Annotated in this window: 12 protein-coding genes and 1 tRNA gene; 6 read left to right on the forward strand and 7 right to left on the reverse strand. The window is 58.8% G+C overall.

Annotated elements, in window-relative coordinates:
* Positions 1 to 37: 37 nt before the first annotated feature.
* The 3 genes from SIB92_RS14475 to SIB92_RS14485 all read right to left on the reverse strand — a co-directional run bounded on the left by SIB92_RS14475 (position 38) and on the right by SIB92_RS14485 (position 3,878).
* Positions 38 to 2,281: an ATP-binding protein gene (locus SIB92_RS14475; RefSeq protein WP_412552712.1), complete on the reverse strand. Its 2,244-nt coding sequence runs from the start codon at positions 2,279 to 2,281 to the stop codon at positions 38 to 40.
* Between the two features lie 73 nt (positions 2,282 to 2,354).
* Positions 2,355 to 2,951 (reverse strand): bifunctional nicotinamidase/pyrazinamidase, encoded by a 597-nt coding sequence (gene pncA / locus SIB92_RS14480; RefSeq protein ID WP_412552713.1) that lies wholly within the window; start codon positions 2,949 to 2,951, stop codon positions 2,355 to 2,357.
* 63 nt (positions 2,952 to 3,014) lie between these two features.
* Positions 3,015 to 3,878: an N-formylglutamate amidohydrolase gene (locus SIB92_RS14485; protein ID WP_412552714.1), complete on the reverse strand. Its 864-nt coding sequence runs from the start codon at positions 3,876 to 3,878 to the stop codon at positions 3,015 to 3,017.
* A gap of 149 nt (positions 3,879 to 4,027) precedes the next feature.
* On the opposite strand from SIB92_RS14485, the gene SIB92_RS14490 reads away from it, so the two are divergent.
* Together SIB92_RS14490 and ykgO are read left to right on the forward strand one after the other, a co-directional pair.
* Positions 4,028 to 4,102, forward strand: a tRNA-Val gene (locus SIB92_RS14490).
* Between the two features lie 76 nt (positions 4,103 to 4,178).
* Positions 4,179 to 4,304, forward strand: a complete 126-nt coding sequence (gene ykgO / locus SIB92_RS14495) for a type B 50S ribosomal protein L36 (RefSeq protein WP_054004448.1) — start codon at positions 4,179 to 4,181, stop codon at positions 4,302 to 4,304.
* Positions 4,305 to 4,384: 80 nt separating this feature from the next.
* Here ykgO and SIB92_RS14500 read toward each other — a convergent pair whose 3' ends face one another.
* The 4 genes from SIB92_RS14500 to petA all read right to left on the reverse strand — a co-directional run bounded on the left by SIB92_RS14500 (position 4,385) and on the right by petA (position 8,031).
* On the reverse strand, positions 4,385 to 5,176 hold the full coding sequence (locus SIB92_RS14500; protein ID WP_412552715.1) for a hypothetical protein: 792 nt from the start codon (positions 5,174 to 5,176) through the stop codon (positions 4,385 to 4,387).
* A gap of 135 nt (positions 5,177 to 5,311) precedes the next feature.
* Positions 5,312 to 6,130: a cytochrome c1 gene (locus tag SIB92_RS14505; RefSeq protein ID WP_412552716.1), complete on the reverse strand. Its 819-nt coding sequence runs from the start codon at positions 6,128 to 6,130 to the stop codon at positions 5,312 to 5,314.
* A 14-nt stretch (positions 6,131 to 6,144) separates the two neighbouring features.
* The gene (gene petB, locus SIB92_RS14510; protein WP_412552717.1) at positions 6,145 to 7,458 is read right to left on the reverse strand and encodes a cytochrome b; all 1,314 of its coding nucleotides are present in this window, start codon (positions 7,456 to 7,458) and stop codon (positions 6,145 to 6,147) included.
* A 12-nt stretch (positions 7,459 to 7,470) separates the two neighbouring features.
* Positions 7,471 to 8,031 carry a ubiquinol-cytochrome c reductase iron-sulfur subunit gene (gene petA, locus SIB92_RS14515; protein ID WP_294115586.1) on the reverse strand — a complete coding sequence of 187 codons (561 nt, stop codon included), beginning with the start codon at positions 8,029 to 8,031 and terminating at the stop codon, positions 7,471 to 7,473.
* 306 nt (positions 8,032 to 8,337) lie between these two features.
* On the opposite strand from petA, the gene SIB92_RS14520 reads away from it, so the two are divergent.
* From SIB92_RS14520 to fdhF, 4 genes are all read left to right on the forward strand, one after another.
* A complete protein-coding gene (locus SIB92_RS14520; protein ID WP_412552718.1) occupies positions 8,338 to 9,225 on the forward strand; it encodes a LysR family transcriptional regulator in 888 nt (295 codons plus the stop codon).
* A gap of 85 nt (positions 9,226 to 9,310) precedes the next feature.
* A complete protein-coding gene (locus tag SIB92_RS14525) occupies positions 9,311 to 11,002 on the forward strand; it encodes an NAD(P)H-dependent oxidoreductase subunit E (RefSeq protein WP_412552719.1) in 1,692 nt (563 codons plus the stop codon).
* Between the two features lies 1 nt (position 11,003).
* Entirely contained in the window at positions 11,004 to 11,384 is a 381-nt protein-coding gene (locus SIB92_RS14530; protein ID WP_412552720.1) for a VOC family protein, read from the forward strand.
* 14 nt (positions 11,385 to 11,398) lie between these two features.
* Positions 11,399 to 14,182, forward strand: a complete 2,784-nt coding sequence (gene fdhF, locus SIB92_RS14535) for a formate dehydrogenase subunit alpha (protein WP_412552721.1) — start codon at positions 11,399 to 11,401, stop codon at positions 14,180 to 14,182.
* The last annotated feature ends 5 nt before the right edge of the window (positions 14,183 to 14,187 follow it).

The raw sequence follows: 14,187 nt of genomic DNA on the forward strand, positions 1-14,187 counted from the left end.
CCAGAAAACCAAGGGTCTGGAAGCCCTTATGGGGGTGTCAGCGCGACTGAACCACGCGGGTGCGGCTTTCCAGCCCCTGTGCGATGGCCTTCAGTAGGTCACCGCGGCGCACCGGCTTGGGCAGGAATCCGTTCATGCCGGCCTCCAAACAGGCCTGTCGGTCACTGCGGTAAGCGTTGGCAGTGAGGGCAATGATGTGCGGCTGCACCGGGATGTGATTGCGAATGAAACGCGTGGCGTCGAGCCCGTCCATCTCCGGCATGGACATGTCCATCAGCACCACGTCGGGCTTATGTTCCTTGACCTTTTCCACTGCCTCTTTGCCATTTACGGCCGTGATCAGAGTGAGCGGCAGGTCCTTGAGAAGTTTTTGCACGAGGAAGCGGTTGGTGCGATTGTCCTCCGCCAGAAGCACAGTGGTGCCTGCAAACACTGCCGGTTCCGGCAAAACATCGGGGTTTGCCAGGCGCTTGACCGGGAGATTGACCTCCGGGAAGTCCACGGTGATGACAAAACAGCTGCCGACATTCACCGCGCTGGTGGCAATGACGTCTCCGCCCATCATGCGGGCCAGTTGGCGCGAGATCGCCAAGCCCAAACCCGTGCCACCAAAGCGACGGGTGGTGGCGGCATCCGCTTGAGCAAACTGATCAAACACATGCTCGATGCGATCCGGCGCGATGCCGATGCCGGTGTCGGTGACGGATACTTCCAGACCGTGGTCCGGGCCCTCTTTCACCGTGCCGACATGCACAGTGACGCTGCCGGTCTCGGTGAATTTGATGGCATTGCCAATGATATTCACAAGGATTTGGCGCAGGCGTCCATCGTCGCCCCACACAGTGCCTGGCAGGTTGGCGGCACATTCGACATTTAGCGGGATGCCTTTGGCCGCCGCCTGTGGGCGCATCAGGTTCATGACTTCATCCAGACAGGGCTGCAACTCAAAGGCCACCGAACTGATCTTCAGGTGACCGTCCTGTAGTTTGGAGAAGTCGAGGATGTCGTTGATGATGGTCAGCAGCGCCTCAGAGGAATGGCGGATGGTCTGCACATAGAGCGCTTCCTCAGGGCTCAACTTGGCGTCACTCAGCAGGTCGGACATACCAATGATGCCGTTCATCGGTGTACGGATTTCGTGGCTCATTGTGGCCAGGAAGGCGGTTTTGGCGCGTTCGCCCTGTTCGGCGGCCCGTTTGGCTTCGGCCAATTCGACCTCGCGCTGTTTTTTCAGGGTGATGTCGCGGTCTACGGAGATCACCATCTCCAGCTTGCCGTTTTCATCAAAGACTGGCGAGAGATTGGTTTCCACCCAGAATGGCGCGCCGATCTTAGTGTAGTTGACGTTCTCGCCATGCGCGGCGACGCCTTCGTTGATCGCGTTGGTGAAGCGCGCCAGAATTGCGGGATCCGAGCGCGGGCCGTGCAGATAGTCGGAGGGATGCTTGCCCACCACCTCGGACAGTTTGTAACCTGTTTTGCGGGTGAAAGCCGGGTTGACCCAGAGCGTGTTGGCGTCCGCGTCCAGCATGATGATGCTGTCGACGGCGTTTTCAGCAATCGAGGACAGGAACCGGCCTTCGCGCTGACGCGCCACCAGGGAGGCATTGGCCTTGGCAAGCTCCAAGCCTTGTTCGATCTGGCGGCGCTGTTGGCGCAGATCCCGCAGGCGGCCGGTGGTCACGTAGCTGACAAAGGGCAGCATGGTGTAGGCCACCATAAGCGTGGCCGCGACGTTGTAGAAAAACTGCTCGCGTTGATGCTCAAGCACATAGAAATCAGCGGCAAACAGGAGTGTGACAGTCACGCCGTAAACCGCAAGCCGAGCAAGTGCAGCGGTGCGATGATAAGCGAGCGCCATAATCGCGTTCACTGCCCCTGCCCCCATATATGCAAGGCACAGAAGCAAGGCGACTTCGTGGGGAATGGCCAGCCAAAGGATGGCAACAAATACGGATAGGCCAAAAGACTGAGCGACAGCCGTTAGCGTGGTTTTGCGCAGGAGCTCCTGAACCGGCACACCCCGATGCAATTGATTTTGCACACTGCGGAGCACGTAGCTGTCGATCAGATCCCCCATCACCGTCACAAACAGCGCCAAAAAACCCGTTTGCAGGGAGACAGAGAAGGCCAGGATCGTCGCGCCAAAAAGCGTTAGGGCCTGGCGACTGAAGAAATAACGCAGACGGCCACGGGCGTAGCGCACCAGCAACCCCGCCGGCGTGTTGCGCCGGTCAAAAGCCTCTAGGGCCCGGTTAAGCTCGTGAATTTCCGCAGCCATTTCCCAATCTTCTCAGACAACTAACAATGGGTAAATGCCCGATGATTGGTTAACAAACCAAGAAGATTATCTTTCAAATGCGAGAAATACCTGCTGCGTCCATGGCATTTTGTGCGGCCTGTAGGGACCCATCTAGGTCAATTGCGCGGCAGAGGTCTTCGCGGACGGTGACTTTGAAACCCAAACGGGCGGCATCGAGCGCGGAAAACTGCACACAGAAATCGGTGGCAAGGCCCACCATAGTGATCTCGGTGACGCCCAAAGTTTTCAGGTAACCGTCTAGCCCGGTTGGGGTTTTTTGGTCGTTCTCAAAAAACGCGGAGTAGCTGTCGATGGCCGGGTTGGTGCCTTTGCGGATGATGACATTGGCGCGGGTCACGTTGAGATCAGCGTGCAGGTCAGAGCCCGCGCTGCCTTGCACGCAATGATCCGGCCAAAGTACCTGTGGGCCGTAGGCCATGTCGATCAACTCATAGGGGGATTTTCCATCGTGGCTGCTTGCGAATGAAGAGTGCCCGGCCGGGTGCCAATCTTGGGTCAGGACAACGGTGTCGAAGTCGTCCATCAGGGCGTTGATGCCGGAGACGATCTGGTCGCCTTCGGGCACCGCCAAGGCGCCGCCGGGGCAGAAGTCGTTTTGCACATCAATCACAATCAAAGCACTGGCCATTCTGGTCTCCTCGTCTTTGCGAGAAGCCTTACCAAGCTTGTGGGTCAGGTCAACGGTTTGGGCCTATTCCGCAGCGAGGCTGTTGGCGTCTGGCTGGCCCAAGCGGGCGATTTGGGCAACCACCTCGGCCAGTCGGGCGCGGAAGCTGTCAAAATCGGCGTGCGGCTGGATGGTGGCTTCGTCCATGTAAAGCGAGCGGTCGATTTCGATTTGGATGGCATGCTGCGCTTTGAGGGGGCGGCCGTAATGTTGCGTCACATAGGCCCCGGCAAAAGGCGTGTTGCGAGACACCACAAAACCGGCCTTCAGGAAGGCGGCTTCGATCTGGTCCACCAGCTCCACATCAGCGGCCGCGCCAAAGCGGTCGCCCAGCACAATCTCGGGCCGCTGCACGCCACGGCGCGTAGCGCTTTCGACCGCCTCTCGCGGCATGGAATGGCAGTCGATCAGGATCGCCTCGCCGAAGCTGTGTCGTGCGTTGTCCAGAAGCCCCTTGAGGGCACTGTGGTAGGGGCGCCAGTAGGTGTCGATTCGCGCGTCGGCTTCGTCGCGGGTCATCTTCCCATGATAAATCGCGCGGCCATTGGCCACCACGCGGGGAATCACACCAAGGCCGGAGGCCACGCGAGGGTTGTGGCCCACTTTGCGCACACCTTGAATGAGCGCCGGGTCGAGTTCTTCGGCGGCGCGGTTCAGATCAAGAAGAGCGCGAGGAGCGCGGGCAACCAGAAACGGCGCGCCAAACTTCGGGGCGTCGGCAAAGAGTTGGTCCACATAGGCGTCTTCAGAAGAGCGAATCGTGTGGGCATTGAGCAAAGAGCGGCGGATGAACCATTCCGGATAGTCGCAGCCGCTGTGCGGGGAGGCAAAAACCACTGAAGTTTGCACGGTTTGAGGCTCAAAAATGCGGTAAGCGGTGGTTTGCATCATCTCTCCTGTTCCCTCAAACTATAGCCGCAAAAATTACTGCGCCAAAAGCCCTTGATCCCCCCTGCGACTCCTTTTATAGAGACCGCCACCGGCGCGGGTTTTCCGCGCCCCCTTTTGTTAGGGGGTATTGAACATACGTCGGTAAAGGGCGATTAGCTCAGCGGTAGAGCACTTCGTTGACATCGAAGGGGTCACTGGTTCGATCCCAGTATCGCCCACCATGAATTCATCGCCTCTCATTTGAGAGGTCCCGTAACCCCAGGCGCACCGCAGCGCCGCGAAATGAGGAGAAGGCCCATGAAGGTCAAGAACTCGCTCCGCTCGCTCAAGAACCGGCACCGCGATTGCCGGATCGTGCGCCGCAAGGGCCGCGTTTACGTGATCAACAAGACCCAGCGTCGCTTTAAAGCACGCCAGGGCTAAGTCTCAGGACTTACATCACAGCGAAGAAGAAGCCGCCTTTTGGGCGGCTTTTTTGTTGTCTTGCGCTGGGATGCTGAAAGTCACCGGAAGGTGTAGGCGTAGGCGATGAAGGGACCAGTGGAGTAGAAATCCGCGCCAAAGGCCCCGTCTGAGCGGGTGGTTTCAAAGTTGATGTCATAGTGCCGCCAACCAAACACCACCGAGGAGCGCGCGTTGAATTGTTTGGAGATCGCCAAGTTGGCGCTCCAGGCGAGGTCGTTGCCGTTGGCGCCAAACCCGCTGGCGTCCACAGCGATGGCGCCCGTCCAGCTGTCCGCGATCTCCCACGCATAGCGCGCACCAACCACAGGCTCCCACCAGCGCTCTGTGCCGCCCGCGTTCACCAGTCCACCAGAGCCGACCACACTTTGTGTCAGGCGGTTGTAGCGCGCGCCCCCTTGAACATCGAAGGCATAGGGGCGCCCATTGCCCATTTCACCGCTGATTGCGCGATAGCCAACCAGAAGACCAAGCCAGCTTTGGGTGGACTCCACCTCTGCAGAGCGGCCTGCACCGGGACCTGCGGAGAGTGTGGCTGTTTCGCTCAGCCCGATGTAGTGGCCTTCCGCAATCAGCCCCAAGCGTCCGTGCCAGGCTTCCAGCCGGCCTGTGGTGGTGAAATCCAGATGCTCCAGCGCGTCTTTGAGGTTCATATCCAGCGCAGCGGTGTTACCAGCCACGGTGACATCCCCGTTGGTTTTGGCAGCCGCAAACAGGCCAAGCGTGCCGCGGATGCGCCAATCATCTGAGTCCGAAAGGGTTATTGGGTTGGCCCAAAGCGGGCTGCTGCCCAAAAAAAGCAAGGTCGTTAGTGCCGAGAATAGTCGAAACATCTAGAGCCTCCGGTCCTGTGAGTCCCGTCGCCTGATCCAGTGTGCGCCCGATTCTATGGTTTTCCCAAGCAAAAAATGAAAACGCCCCGCTGGCCAAACCAGCGGGGCGTTCAACTTTAAGTCCTGATCAGCTCATCAGAGGTTGAGCTTTTTGCCTTTGATTGGCGCCCAAAGCTTCTTGTTGGTCAGGTAGAGCAACACGCTGAGCAGGGACAGGAACAGAACGCCGGTCAGACCTGCGCGCTGACGCGCCATCATTTTTGGCTCTGCAGTCCACATCAGGAAGGCAGACACGTCTTCCGCTTCGTGGTGCAGAGAGTTGGAGTGACCGTCGGCAAACTCCACATCCTCACCGTACAGAGGCGGTGCCATAGAGATCCAACCGCCTGGGAAGGCGGTATTTTCGTAGAACGTGGTACCTGCTTCTACCTTCTCCTCACCGGTGTAACCAGTCAAAACAGAATAGATGTACTCAGGACCGCCCATGCCTTTCAGCAGTTGGTTGATGCCGGTGCCCTGCGGGCCGTGGAAACCCGCGCGGGCCTTCGCCATTAGGCTAAGGTCCGGTGCACCTTGGGAGTTGTTGGCAGGGAAGAAGTCAGTTTCCTTCAATGCCCGGAACTCATCGTTCTCAGCGTCATACAAATGCATGTTTGACGCCTCGTCGTTGATTGGGAACTGCGCAGCGTATGCACGCACCTGATCTTCCGGCAGGTGTGGACCACCTTCGTCCGCCAGGGTGCGCAGAGGCACAAACTTCATACCGTGACACGCCGAGCAAGCCTCGGTGTAGACCTGAAGACCGCGTTGCAGCTGGTTCTGGTCGAACTTGCCAAATGGACCTTCAAAGGAGAAGGCGATGTCTTCGACGTGGCCTGCGCCACCCGCTGCCATCGCGCCACCTGCCGAGAAAGACAGGGCGGCCAGAGCAGCAATGCTAAGTTTCTTAAGCATAATCCTGTGTCCTCTTATTCAGCAGGTTTGCCGTAGTGGGCGTTGAAATCTTCTTCGATGGTGACCGGCGGCGTTGTCGGCTTTTCGATCACACCGAGGATCGGCAGGATCACGAAGAAGTACGCGAACCAGTAGGTCGCACCAATCAGGGAGATGGTGGAGTATGGCGGCTCCGCTGGCATTGCGCCGGCCCACATCAGAACGATGAAGTCGACAACCAGAAGGGCGTACCACCACTTGAACATCGGACGGAAACGACCGGAGCGCACGCGGGAGGTATCGAGCCATGGCACCAGAGCCATCGCAATGATCGCACCAAACATCGCCAGAACACCGAAGAACTTCGCGTCGATGATGCCGCCGGTGATCCAGCTGGTGAACATCACAACCCAAACGTCGGCGGTGAAGGCACGCAGGATCGCGTAGAATGGCAGGAAGTACCATTCAGGCACGATGTGTGCAGGTGTCGCCAGCGGGTTCGCTTCGATGTAGTTGTCCGGGTGGCCCAGATAGTTTGGCATGAAGCCAACGATGGCGAAGAAGATGGTGACAACAATTGCCAGACCCACGAGATCTTTGATCACGAAGTAGGGCCAGAATGGCAGGGTGTCTTTCTCGGCTTCTTCTTTGGAGCCTTTGCGCACGTCAACACCGGTTGGGTTGTTGTTGCCCGTGGTGTGGAACGCCCAGATGTGGACGATCACCAGCGCGGCAATCACAAACGGCACCAGGTAGTGCAGCGAGAAGAAGCGGTTCAGAGTGGCGTTGTCCACTGCCGGTCCGCCGAGCAGCCAGGTCTGGATTGGCTCGCCGATGAACGGGATCGCGCCAAACAGGCCGGTGATCACGGTTGCACCCCAGAAGGACATCTGACCCCAAGGCAGTACGTAGCCCATGAAGCCTGCGGCCATCATCAACAGGTAGATGATCATGCCGACAATCCATGTGATCTCACGTGGGGCTTTATAAGAGCCGTAGTAGAGGCCACGGAAGATGTGGATGTAGACCGCAAAGAAGAACAGCGAGGCGCCGTTCATGTGCAGGTAGCGGATCATGTGACCGCCGTTCACGTTGCGCATGATGTGCTCAACGGAAGCAAAGGCCAAATCCACGTGTGGGGTGTAGTGCATCACCAGAACAATGCCGGTGACAATCTGCAGCGCCAGGCAGAACGCCAGAACGATGCCCCAGATCCACCACCAGTTCAGGTTTTTAGGAGTTGGGATCATCAGGGTGTCATAGAGCAGGCCGATTACTGGCAGGCGGCTCTCAACCCATTTTGTGCCCTTGGATTTGGGCTCGTAGTGATCGTGTGGGATACCAGACATTCGCGCGTCTCCTTATCCGAGGACCAGTTCGCTGCCCTCAAAACGGGCAACAGGAACGTGGAGGTTTTCAGGAGCCGGACCTTTGCGGATGCGGCCGGAGGTGTCGTAGTGGGAGCCGTGGCATGGGCAGAACCAACCGCCAAAGTCACCGGCGCCGTCGCCCAGAGGCACACAACCGAGGTGGGTACACACACCCATCATCACCAGCCATTCGCCAGCTTCGTCCATGGAGCGGTTTTCATCCGCCGCATCGGTGCCTGGCTTGTTGGCGTTCTGAGAGCCCTGGTCGATGGACAGCTCGTCCACGTTAACCGCGCGGGCGTCATCGATTTCCTGCTGTGTGCGGCGGCGAATGAACACCGGCTTACCCAGCCATTTAACGGTCAGCTGCGTACCCGGCTCGATGCCAGACGTATCAACGCGAATCGAGGAGAGCGCGCGCACGTCGGCGGAGGGGTTCATCTGATTGACCAGCGGCCAGACGGCGGCACCAGTAGCCACGGCACCTGCGCCGGCGGTGGCGTAGTAGAGAAAGTCTCTCCGGGTGCCTTCGTGATCTTCTGCGTGGGACACGAGGTTCCTCCATTTTTCAGCCGGCATGCGGCCCATATCGGTTGGGGCCGCAGTTACCCGCAGCCTCTCTCCGCCGCTATTTAACGAAGGTGTTGCAACCCGTCCAGCGAACATTCGCTTATCTTGTAATGTCGCGTCCCCTTGTCGCGCTTCCTGACACGGTTTTTGGGGAGATTGGCAGCAATAATCTTACCTTGGTCGGAGATGCGCCCCCGTTTTACCCTCGAATCGCCCTCGGCAGCGCAGGCTGGTGTGGCTCAGTCAAAGCGGCTAGAGCTTGCAAGACTGCCAAATCGGAGCGCCCCTGTGATCAGCCTCAAAGACCTTGAATTCCTGTCCTCCTTGGCGCGCCACGGGCATTTTGCGCGGGCAGCAGAGGAATGCGGCGTGTCCCAGCCCGCCTTCAGCATGCGCATTCGAAAGCTGGAAGAGCGGCTTGATGCGGCGATTGTGAAGCGGGGCAACCGGTTTCAGGGGTTCACGCCGGAGGGGGAGGCGCTGGTGCGCCATGCCCGCAAGATCATGGACAGCGTCAAACTGCTGGAAGAAGAGTTCCGCTCGGCGGGTGGCGAGATCACCGGGCGGATGACGATTGGCGTGATTCCAACGGCGGTGGGCTTTGCCGCCGAGGCGGTGCAGAACCTGCGTGCAGATCACCCTGGCATCATAGTGCGCCTGCAGACCGTGTCTTCGCTGGCAATCCAACAAGGGTTGGAGAACGGCGTTTTTGATGCGGGCATTACCTATGGCGAAGGGGTGTCGCCAGAGATGGTGCGCGTGGAACACCTCTATAATGAGAGCTATCTGCTGTTGGCGCCCAAAGCCCTCGCCCCGCGAGACACTGGCACGGCCAGTTGGGAAGAAGCCGCCGCCTTGCCGTTGAGCCTTCTGGACCCGAGCATGCAAAACCGACGGATTCTGGATGTGATTTTCCGCGACCTTGGTGTGATCCCCAATGTGGTGGCGGAAACCGGGGAGTTCACCGCCTCCATGTTGATGGCGGCCAATGGCGTGGCCGCGACAGTGATCCCGGCTGGCTTGGCCAACTGTTTGGGCGACATGCCAAATACCGTTGCCCTGCCGCTCACCTCCCCTGAGGAAGAGAAAGATGTGAGTCTGGTGTCGCCCCATCGCGATCCGGGCCTGTCCACGGTAGAGGCGCTGCGTCGGACGCTTGGATTGAGCGCAACATAATCAAAACTTATCGCAACTTAAGTTTTACCTGATTGATTATCACTTTGCGTGATGCCACCGTAACCCATCTGGCAGGGAGGTGACCATGGTACCGCTGGACGATTCCAAGGGAGTTTGGAAGAAAAAAGGCACAGGCAAATCGCGCCGCACGCCCAAAGGGCGTCAGGTTGAGGATGCCGCGCTTGCTGAGGTTCAGGCGCTTTTGGGGGAGACCCCGCGTCGACGTGACCTGCTGATCGAGTTTTTGCACCTTATTCAAGACGCTTACGGGCATCTGTCTGCGGCGCACATCCGCGCTTTGGCGGAAGAAATGCGGGTGGGGCAGGCTGAGCTCTACGAGGTTGCCACCTTCTATGCCCACTTTGATGTGGTCTCCGAGGACGAGACTCCCCCCCCTGCCCTGACCATTCGGGTATGTGATTCGCTCTCCTGCGAATTGGCGGGTGCGGAGCAATTGCATCAGGCGCTGAAAGACGGAATGGATCCGTCCGAAGTGCGCGTGCTGCGGGCACCCTGCATGGGGCGCTGCGATACCGCTCCGACATTGGAATTGGGCCACAATCACATTGACCACGCCACGGTGGAAAAGGTTGAGGCCGCGATTGCCGCCAATGACACCCATGCGCGTATTCCTGAGTATGAAGACCTCACCGCCTATCAGGACGAAGGTGGCTATGCTGAGTTGCTCAAACTGCGCAACAGCGGAGATTGGGAAGCAGTGCAGGAGCAAGTGCTGGCCAGTGGTCTGCGCGGGCTTGGCGGCGCGGGATTCCCGTCTGGCAAGAAGTGGGGCTTTGTGCGCGCCAACGCGGGGCCACGCTATCTTGCGGTGAACGGCGACGAAGGCGAACCGGGCACGTTTAAAGACCGCTACTACTTAGAGCGCCGTCCGCATCTTTTCCTTGAGGGCATGTTGATTGCGGCCTGGGCTGTGGAAGCGGAGACCTGCTTTATCTATCTGCGCGATGAATACCCAGCGGTGCGACTCATTTTGACACGAGAGATTGCCAAGCTGGAAGCGGCTGGGATTGTGGCGCCGGGCTACATTGATCTGCGCCGTGGCGCAGGGGCGTACATCTGTGGCGAAGAAAGCGCGATGATCGAGTCGATCGAGGGCAAACGCGGATTGCCCCGTCACCGCCCGCCATTTGTGGCGCAGGTGGGTATCTTCAACCGCCCCACCTTGGTGCACAACGTCGAGACACTCTATTGGGTGGCGCGGATTGTGCGTGAGGGTGCAGAAGCAATGTCTTCTGTCGAACTCAACGGCCGCACCGGCCTGCGCAGCTATTCTGTATCCGGTCGCGTGAAAGCGCCGGGCGTGTATGAACTGCCAGCTGGGTCCACCATTCTGGACATCATCGCTGCCGCAGGCGGCATGATGGACGGGCACAACTTCAAAGCATTCCAGCCGGGTGGGCCCTCCTCCGGCCTTTTGCCCGCCTCGATGTCGGATGTGCCTCTGGATTTTGACACTTTGCAGCCGCTGGGCACCTTTATTGGCTCCGCCGCCGTGGTGGTGCTGTCTGATGAGGACAGCGCGCGGGATGCGGCTCTAAATATGCTGAAGTTCTTTGAGGACGAGAGCTGTGGCCAATGTACGCCGTGCCGAACGGGCTGTGAAAAAGCTGTTAAACTGATGCAAGCGGACAGTTGGGATCAGCCCCTGCTGGAAGATCTGTGTCAGGTGATGAGCGACGCCAGCATCTGTGGCCTAGGACAGGCTGCGCCCAATCCGATCCGCCTTGTGATGAAGCATTTTAACGAGGAGATTTAGGATGACACAGATGGATTTGGGCGCGTTTTCGGTGAGTTTGGCGGTCAAGGATTTGGCCGCGAGCAAAGCCTTCTATGAAAAGCTTGGTTTTGAGATGATGGGCGGCCAACCCGACGAGAACTGGTGCATTCTGAAAAACGGTGACCATGTGATTGGGCTGTTTCAGGGTATGTTTGAAGGCAACATCCTGACGTTCAATCCCGGCTGGGATCAGAGCGCGCAGAACACTGACGCGTTCACCGATGTGCGCGATCTACAAAAACAACTTAAGGACAAAGGCCTTGAGTTGATGAGCGAGGCGGATGAGGCCTCTGAGGGGCCCGCGAGCCTGATGCTGCAAGATCCGGATGGCAACACCATCCTGATTGACCAACACCGATAAAGAGCGAGGTCGCCATGCTTGACGCCAGCCAGACCAACACCGTGACCTTTTCCCTCGATGGAAAGGACGTGACCGTACCCGAAGGCACCAGCATCTGGGATGCCGCCAACGGGCAAGGATTTGTGATCCCGCATCTGTGCCACAAACCGGCCAAAAGCTATCGCCCGGACGGCAATTGCCGCGCCTGTGTGGTTGAAGTGGAAGGGGAGCGCACCCTGGCTGCCTCCTGCATTCGCCCTGCCACTGAGGGCATGGTGGTGCACACCCAATCCGAGCGGGCGGTGAAAGCGCGGGAGATGGTGATCGAGCTTTTAGTCGCCGATCAGCCCGAGGTGAAGCACGACGCCAGCAGCCATTTTGCAGACATGGCCGCGCAAGTTGGGGTGGAACAGTCTCGATTCCCGGCCAAAGCGCCCGAGTCTGTGCCGCTGTTGGATGCCAGCCATGTGGCGATGAGCGTCAACCTGGACGCCTGCATTCACTGTAATCTTTGCGTGCGGGCGTGCCGCGAGGTGCAGGTCAATGATGTGATTGGCATGAGTGGGCGCGGGGCTGAAGCCAAAATTGTGTTTGATCAGGACGACGCCATGGGGGCGTCGAGCTGTGTGGCGTGTGGCGAATGTGTGCAGGCCTGCCCCACCGGCGCGTTGATGCCAGCGGCTGTGTTGGACGAAACCGGCGCGGGCGACAGCGCGGATTATGACCGCGAAGTCAAAAGCGTCTGCCCCTACTGCGGCGTGGGCTGTCAGATCAGCTTCAAAGTCAAAGACGATAAGATCAAATATGTTGAGGGCATCGACGGGCCTGCGAATGAAAACCGCCTGTGTGTCAAAGGCCGCTTTGGCTTTGACTACATCGAGCATCCGCACCGTTTGACCAAACCGCTGATCCGTCGTGACGATGCGCCCGCGAAAGGCCTGAACGTCGATCCGGGCAATTTGCTCACGCATTTCCGCGAGGCAACCTGGGACGAAGCACTGGATGCCGCGGCGGGTGGATTGGACAAGCTGCGAGCAGAAAAAGGCACGAACGTTGCCGGATTCGGCTCTGCGAAGTGTTCCAATGAGGAAGCCTACCTGTTCCAGAAGCTGATCCGTCAGGGCTTTGGCCACAACAACGTGGACCACTGCACGCGGCTGTGTCACGCCTCCTCGGTGTCGGCCCTGTTGGAAAACGTCGGCTCCGGCGCGGTGACGGCGACGTTCAACGAGATCGAAAACGCCGATGTGGCGATTGCGATTGGCTGTAACCCAATTGAAAACCACCCGGTGGCGGCGACCTATTTCAAACAGTTCGCCAAACGCGGCGGCAAGTTGATTGTCTGTGACCCACGGGGGGTGGGCCTTGGCAAACACGCCAGCCACAAGCTGCAGTTTAAGCCGGGTGCGGATGTCTCCATGCTGAACGCGATCATGCATGTGATCGTCGAAGAAGAGCTTTACGACGAAGCTTATATCTCCGAGTTCACCGAGAACTGGGAGGAAATGAAAGCGCATCTAAAGGACTTCTCTCCAGAAGCAATGGAGCCGATTTGCGGTATTGATCCAGAACTGCTGCGCGACGCAGCGCGGACCTTTGCCAAGGGCAAAGCCGGCATGATTTTCTGGGGCATGGGTGTGTCTCAGCACATTCACGGCACGGACAATGCGCGCTGCCTGATTTCACTGGCGCTGATGACCGGCAATGTGGGCAAACCCGGTGCGGGTCTGCACCCGCTGCGCGGGCAGAACAACGTGCAAGGGGCGTCTGATGCGGGGCTGATCCCAATGTTCCTGCCGGACTATCAGTCGGTGATGGACGACGGTGTGCGCTCTGCCTTCACTAAGGTTTGGGACAGCGAGGATTTCTCTGCGCAAAAAGGCCTCACCGTGGTGGAGATCATGCATGCAATCCATGATGGCGACATCAAAGGCATGTATATTCTGGGTGAAAACCCGGCGATGTCGGACCCGGATGTGGACCACGCCCGTGCGGCGCTGGCGATGCTGGATCATCTGGTGGTGCAGGATATTTTCCTCACGGAAACAGCGAACTATGCCGATGTGATCCTGCCAAGCTCAGCTTGGCATGAGAAATCCGGTACGGTGACCAACACCAACCGTCAGGTGCAGATGGGCCGCCCTGTGACCCCACCTCCGGGTGAGGCCAAGGAAGACTGGTGGATCGAGGTCGAGCTGGCCAAGCGGCTGGGGCTCAACTGGGACTACAGCCACCCCAAAGAGGTGTTTGCCGAGATGAAGCTCAACATGGGCTCGCTCAACAACATCACTTGGGAGCGTTTGGAAGGCGAGGCTGTAACCTATCCGTCGCTGTCGCCGGAAGACCCCGGCCAGCCAATTGTGTTTGGTGATGGTTTCCCACGGGAAAACAAACGCGCGCGGTTTACGCCAGCATCGGTGATCCCGCCGGACGACAAGCAGACCGAAGACTATCCGATGGTACTCATCACTGGTCGTCAGTTGGAGCATTGGCACACCGGCTCGATGACGCGCCGCGCCAGCACGCTGGATGCGTTGGAGCCAGAGGCGAACTGTTCCTTGCATCCGTCGACGCTGCGCAAGCTCGGTGTTGAAGCTGGGGAGTATGTGGCGCTGACCACGCGGCGCGGTTCTGTGACCGTCATGGCGCGGGCGGATCGCGCGGTGGCGCCGGACAACGTGTTCCTGCCCTTTGCCTATGTCGAAGCGGCGGCGAATATCCTCACGAACGCAGCGCTGGACCCATACGGGAAGATCCCGGAGTTCAAATTCTCGGCTGTGAAGGTTGAGAAGGTAGAAACGCCGATTGCGGCGGAATAGAGACT

This window comes from Shimia sp. MIT1388, from assembly GCF_047124445.1.
Classification (GTDB): domain Bacteria; phylum Pseudomonadota; class Alphaproteobacteria; order Rhodobacterales; family Rhodobacteraceae; genus Shimia.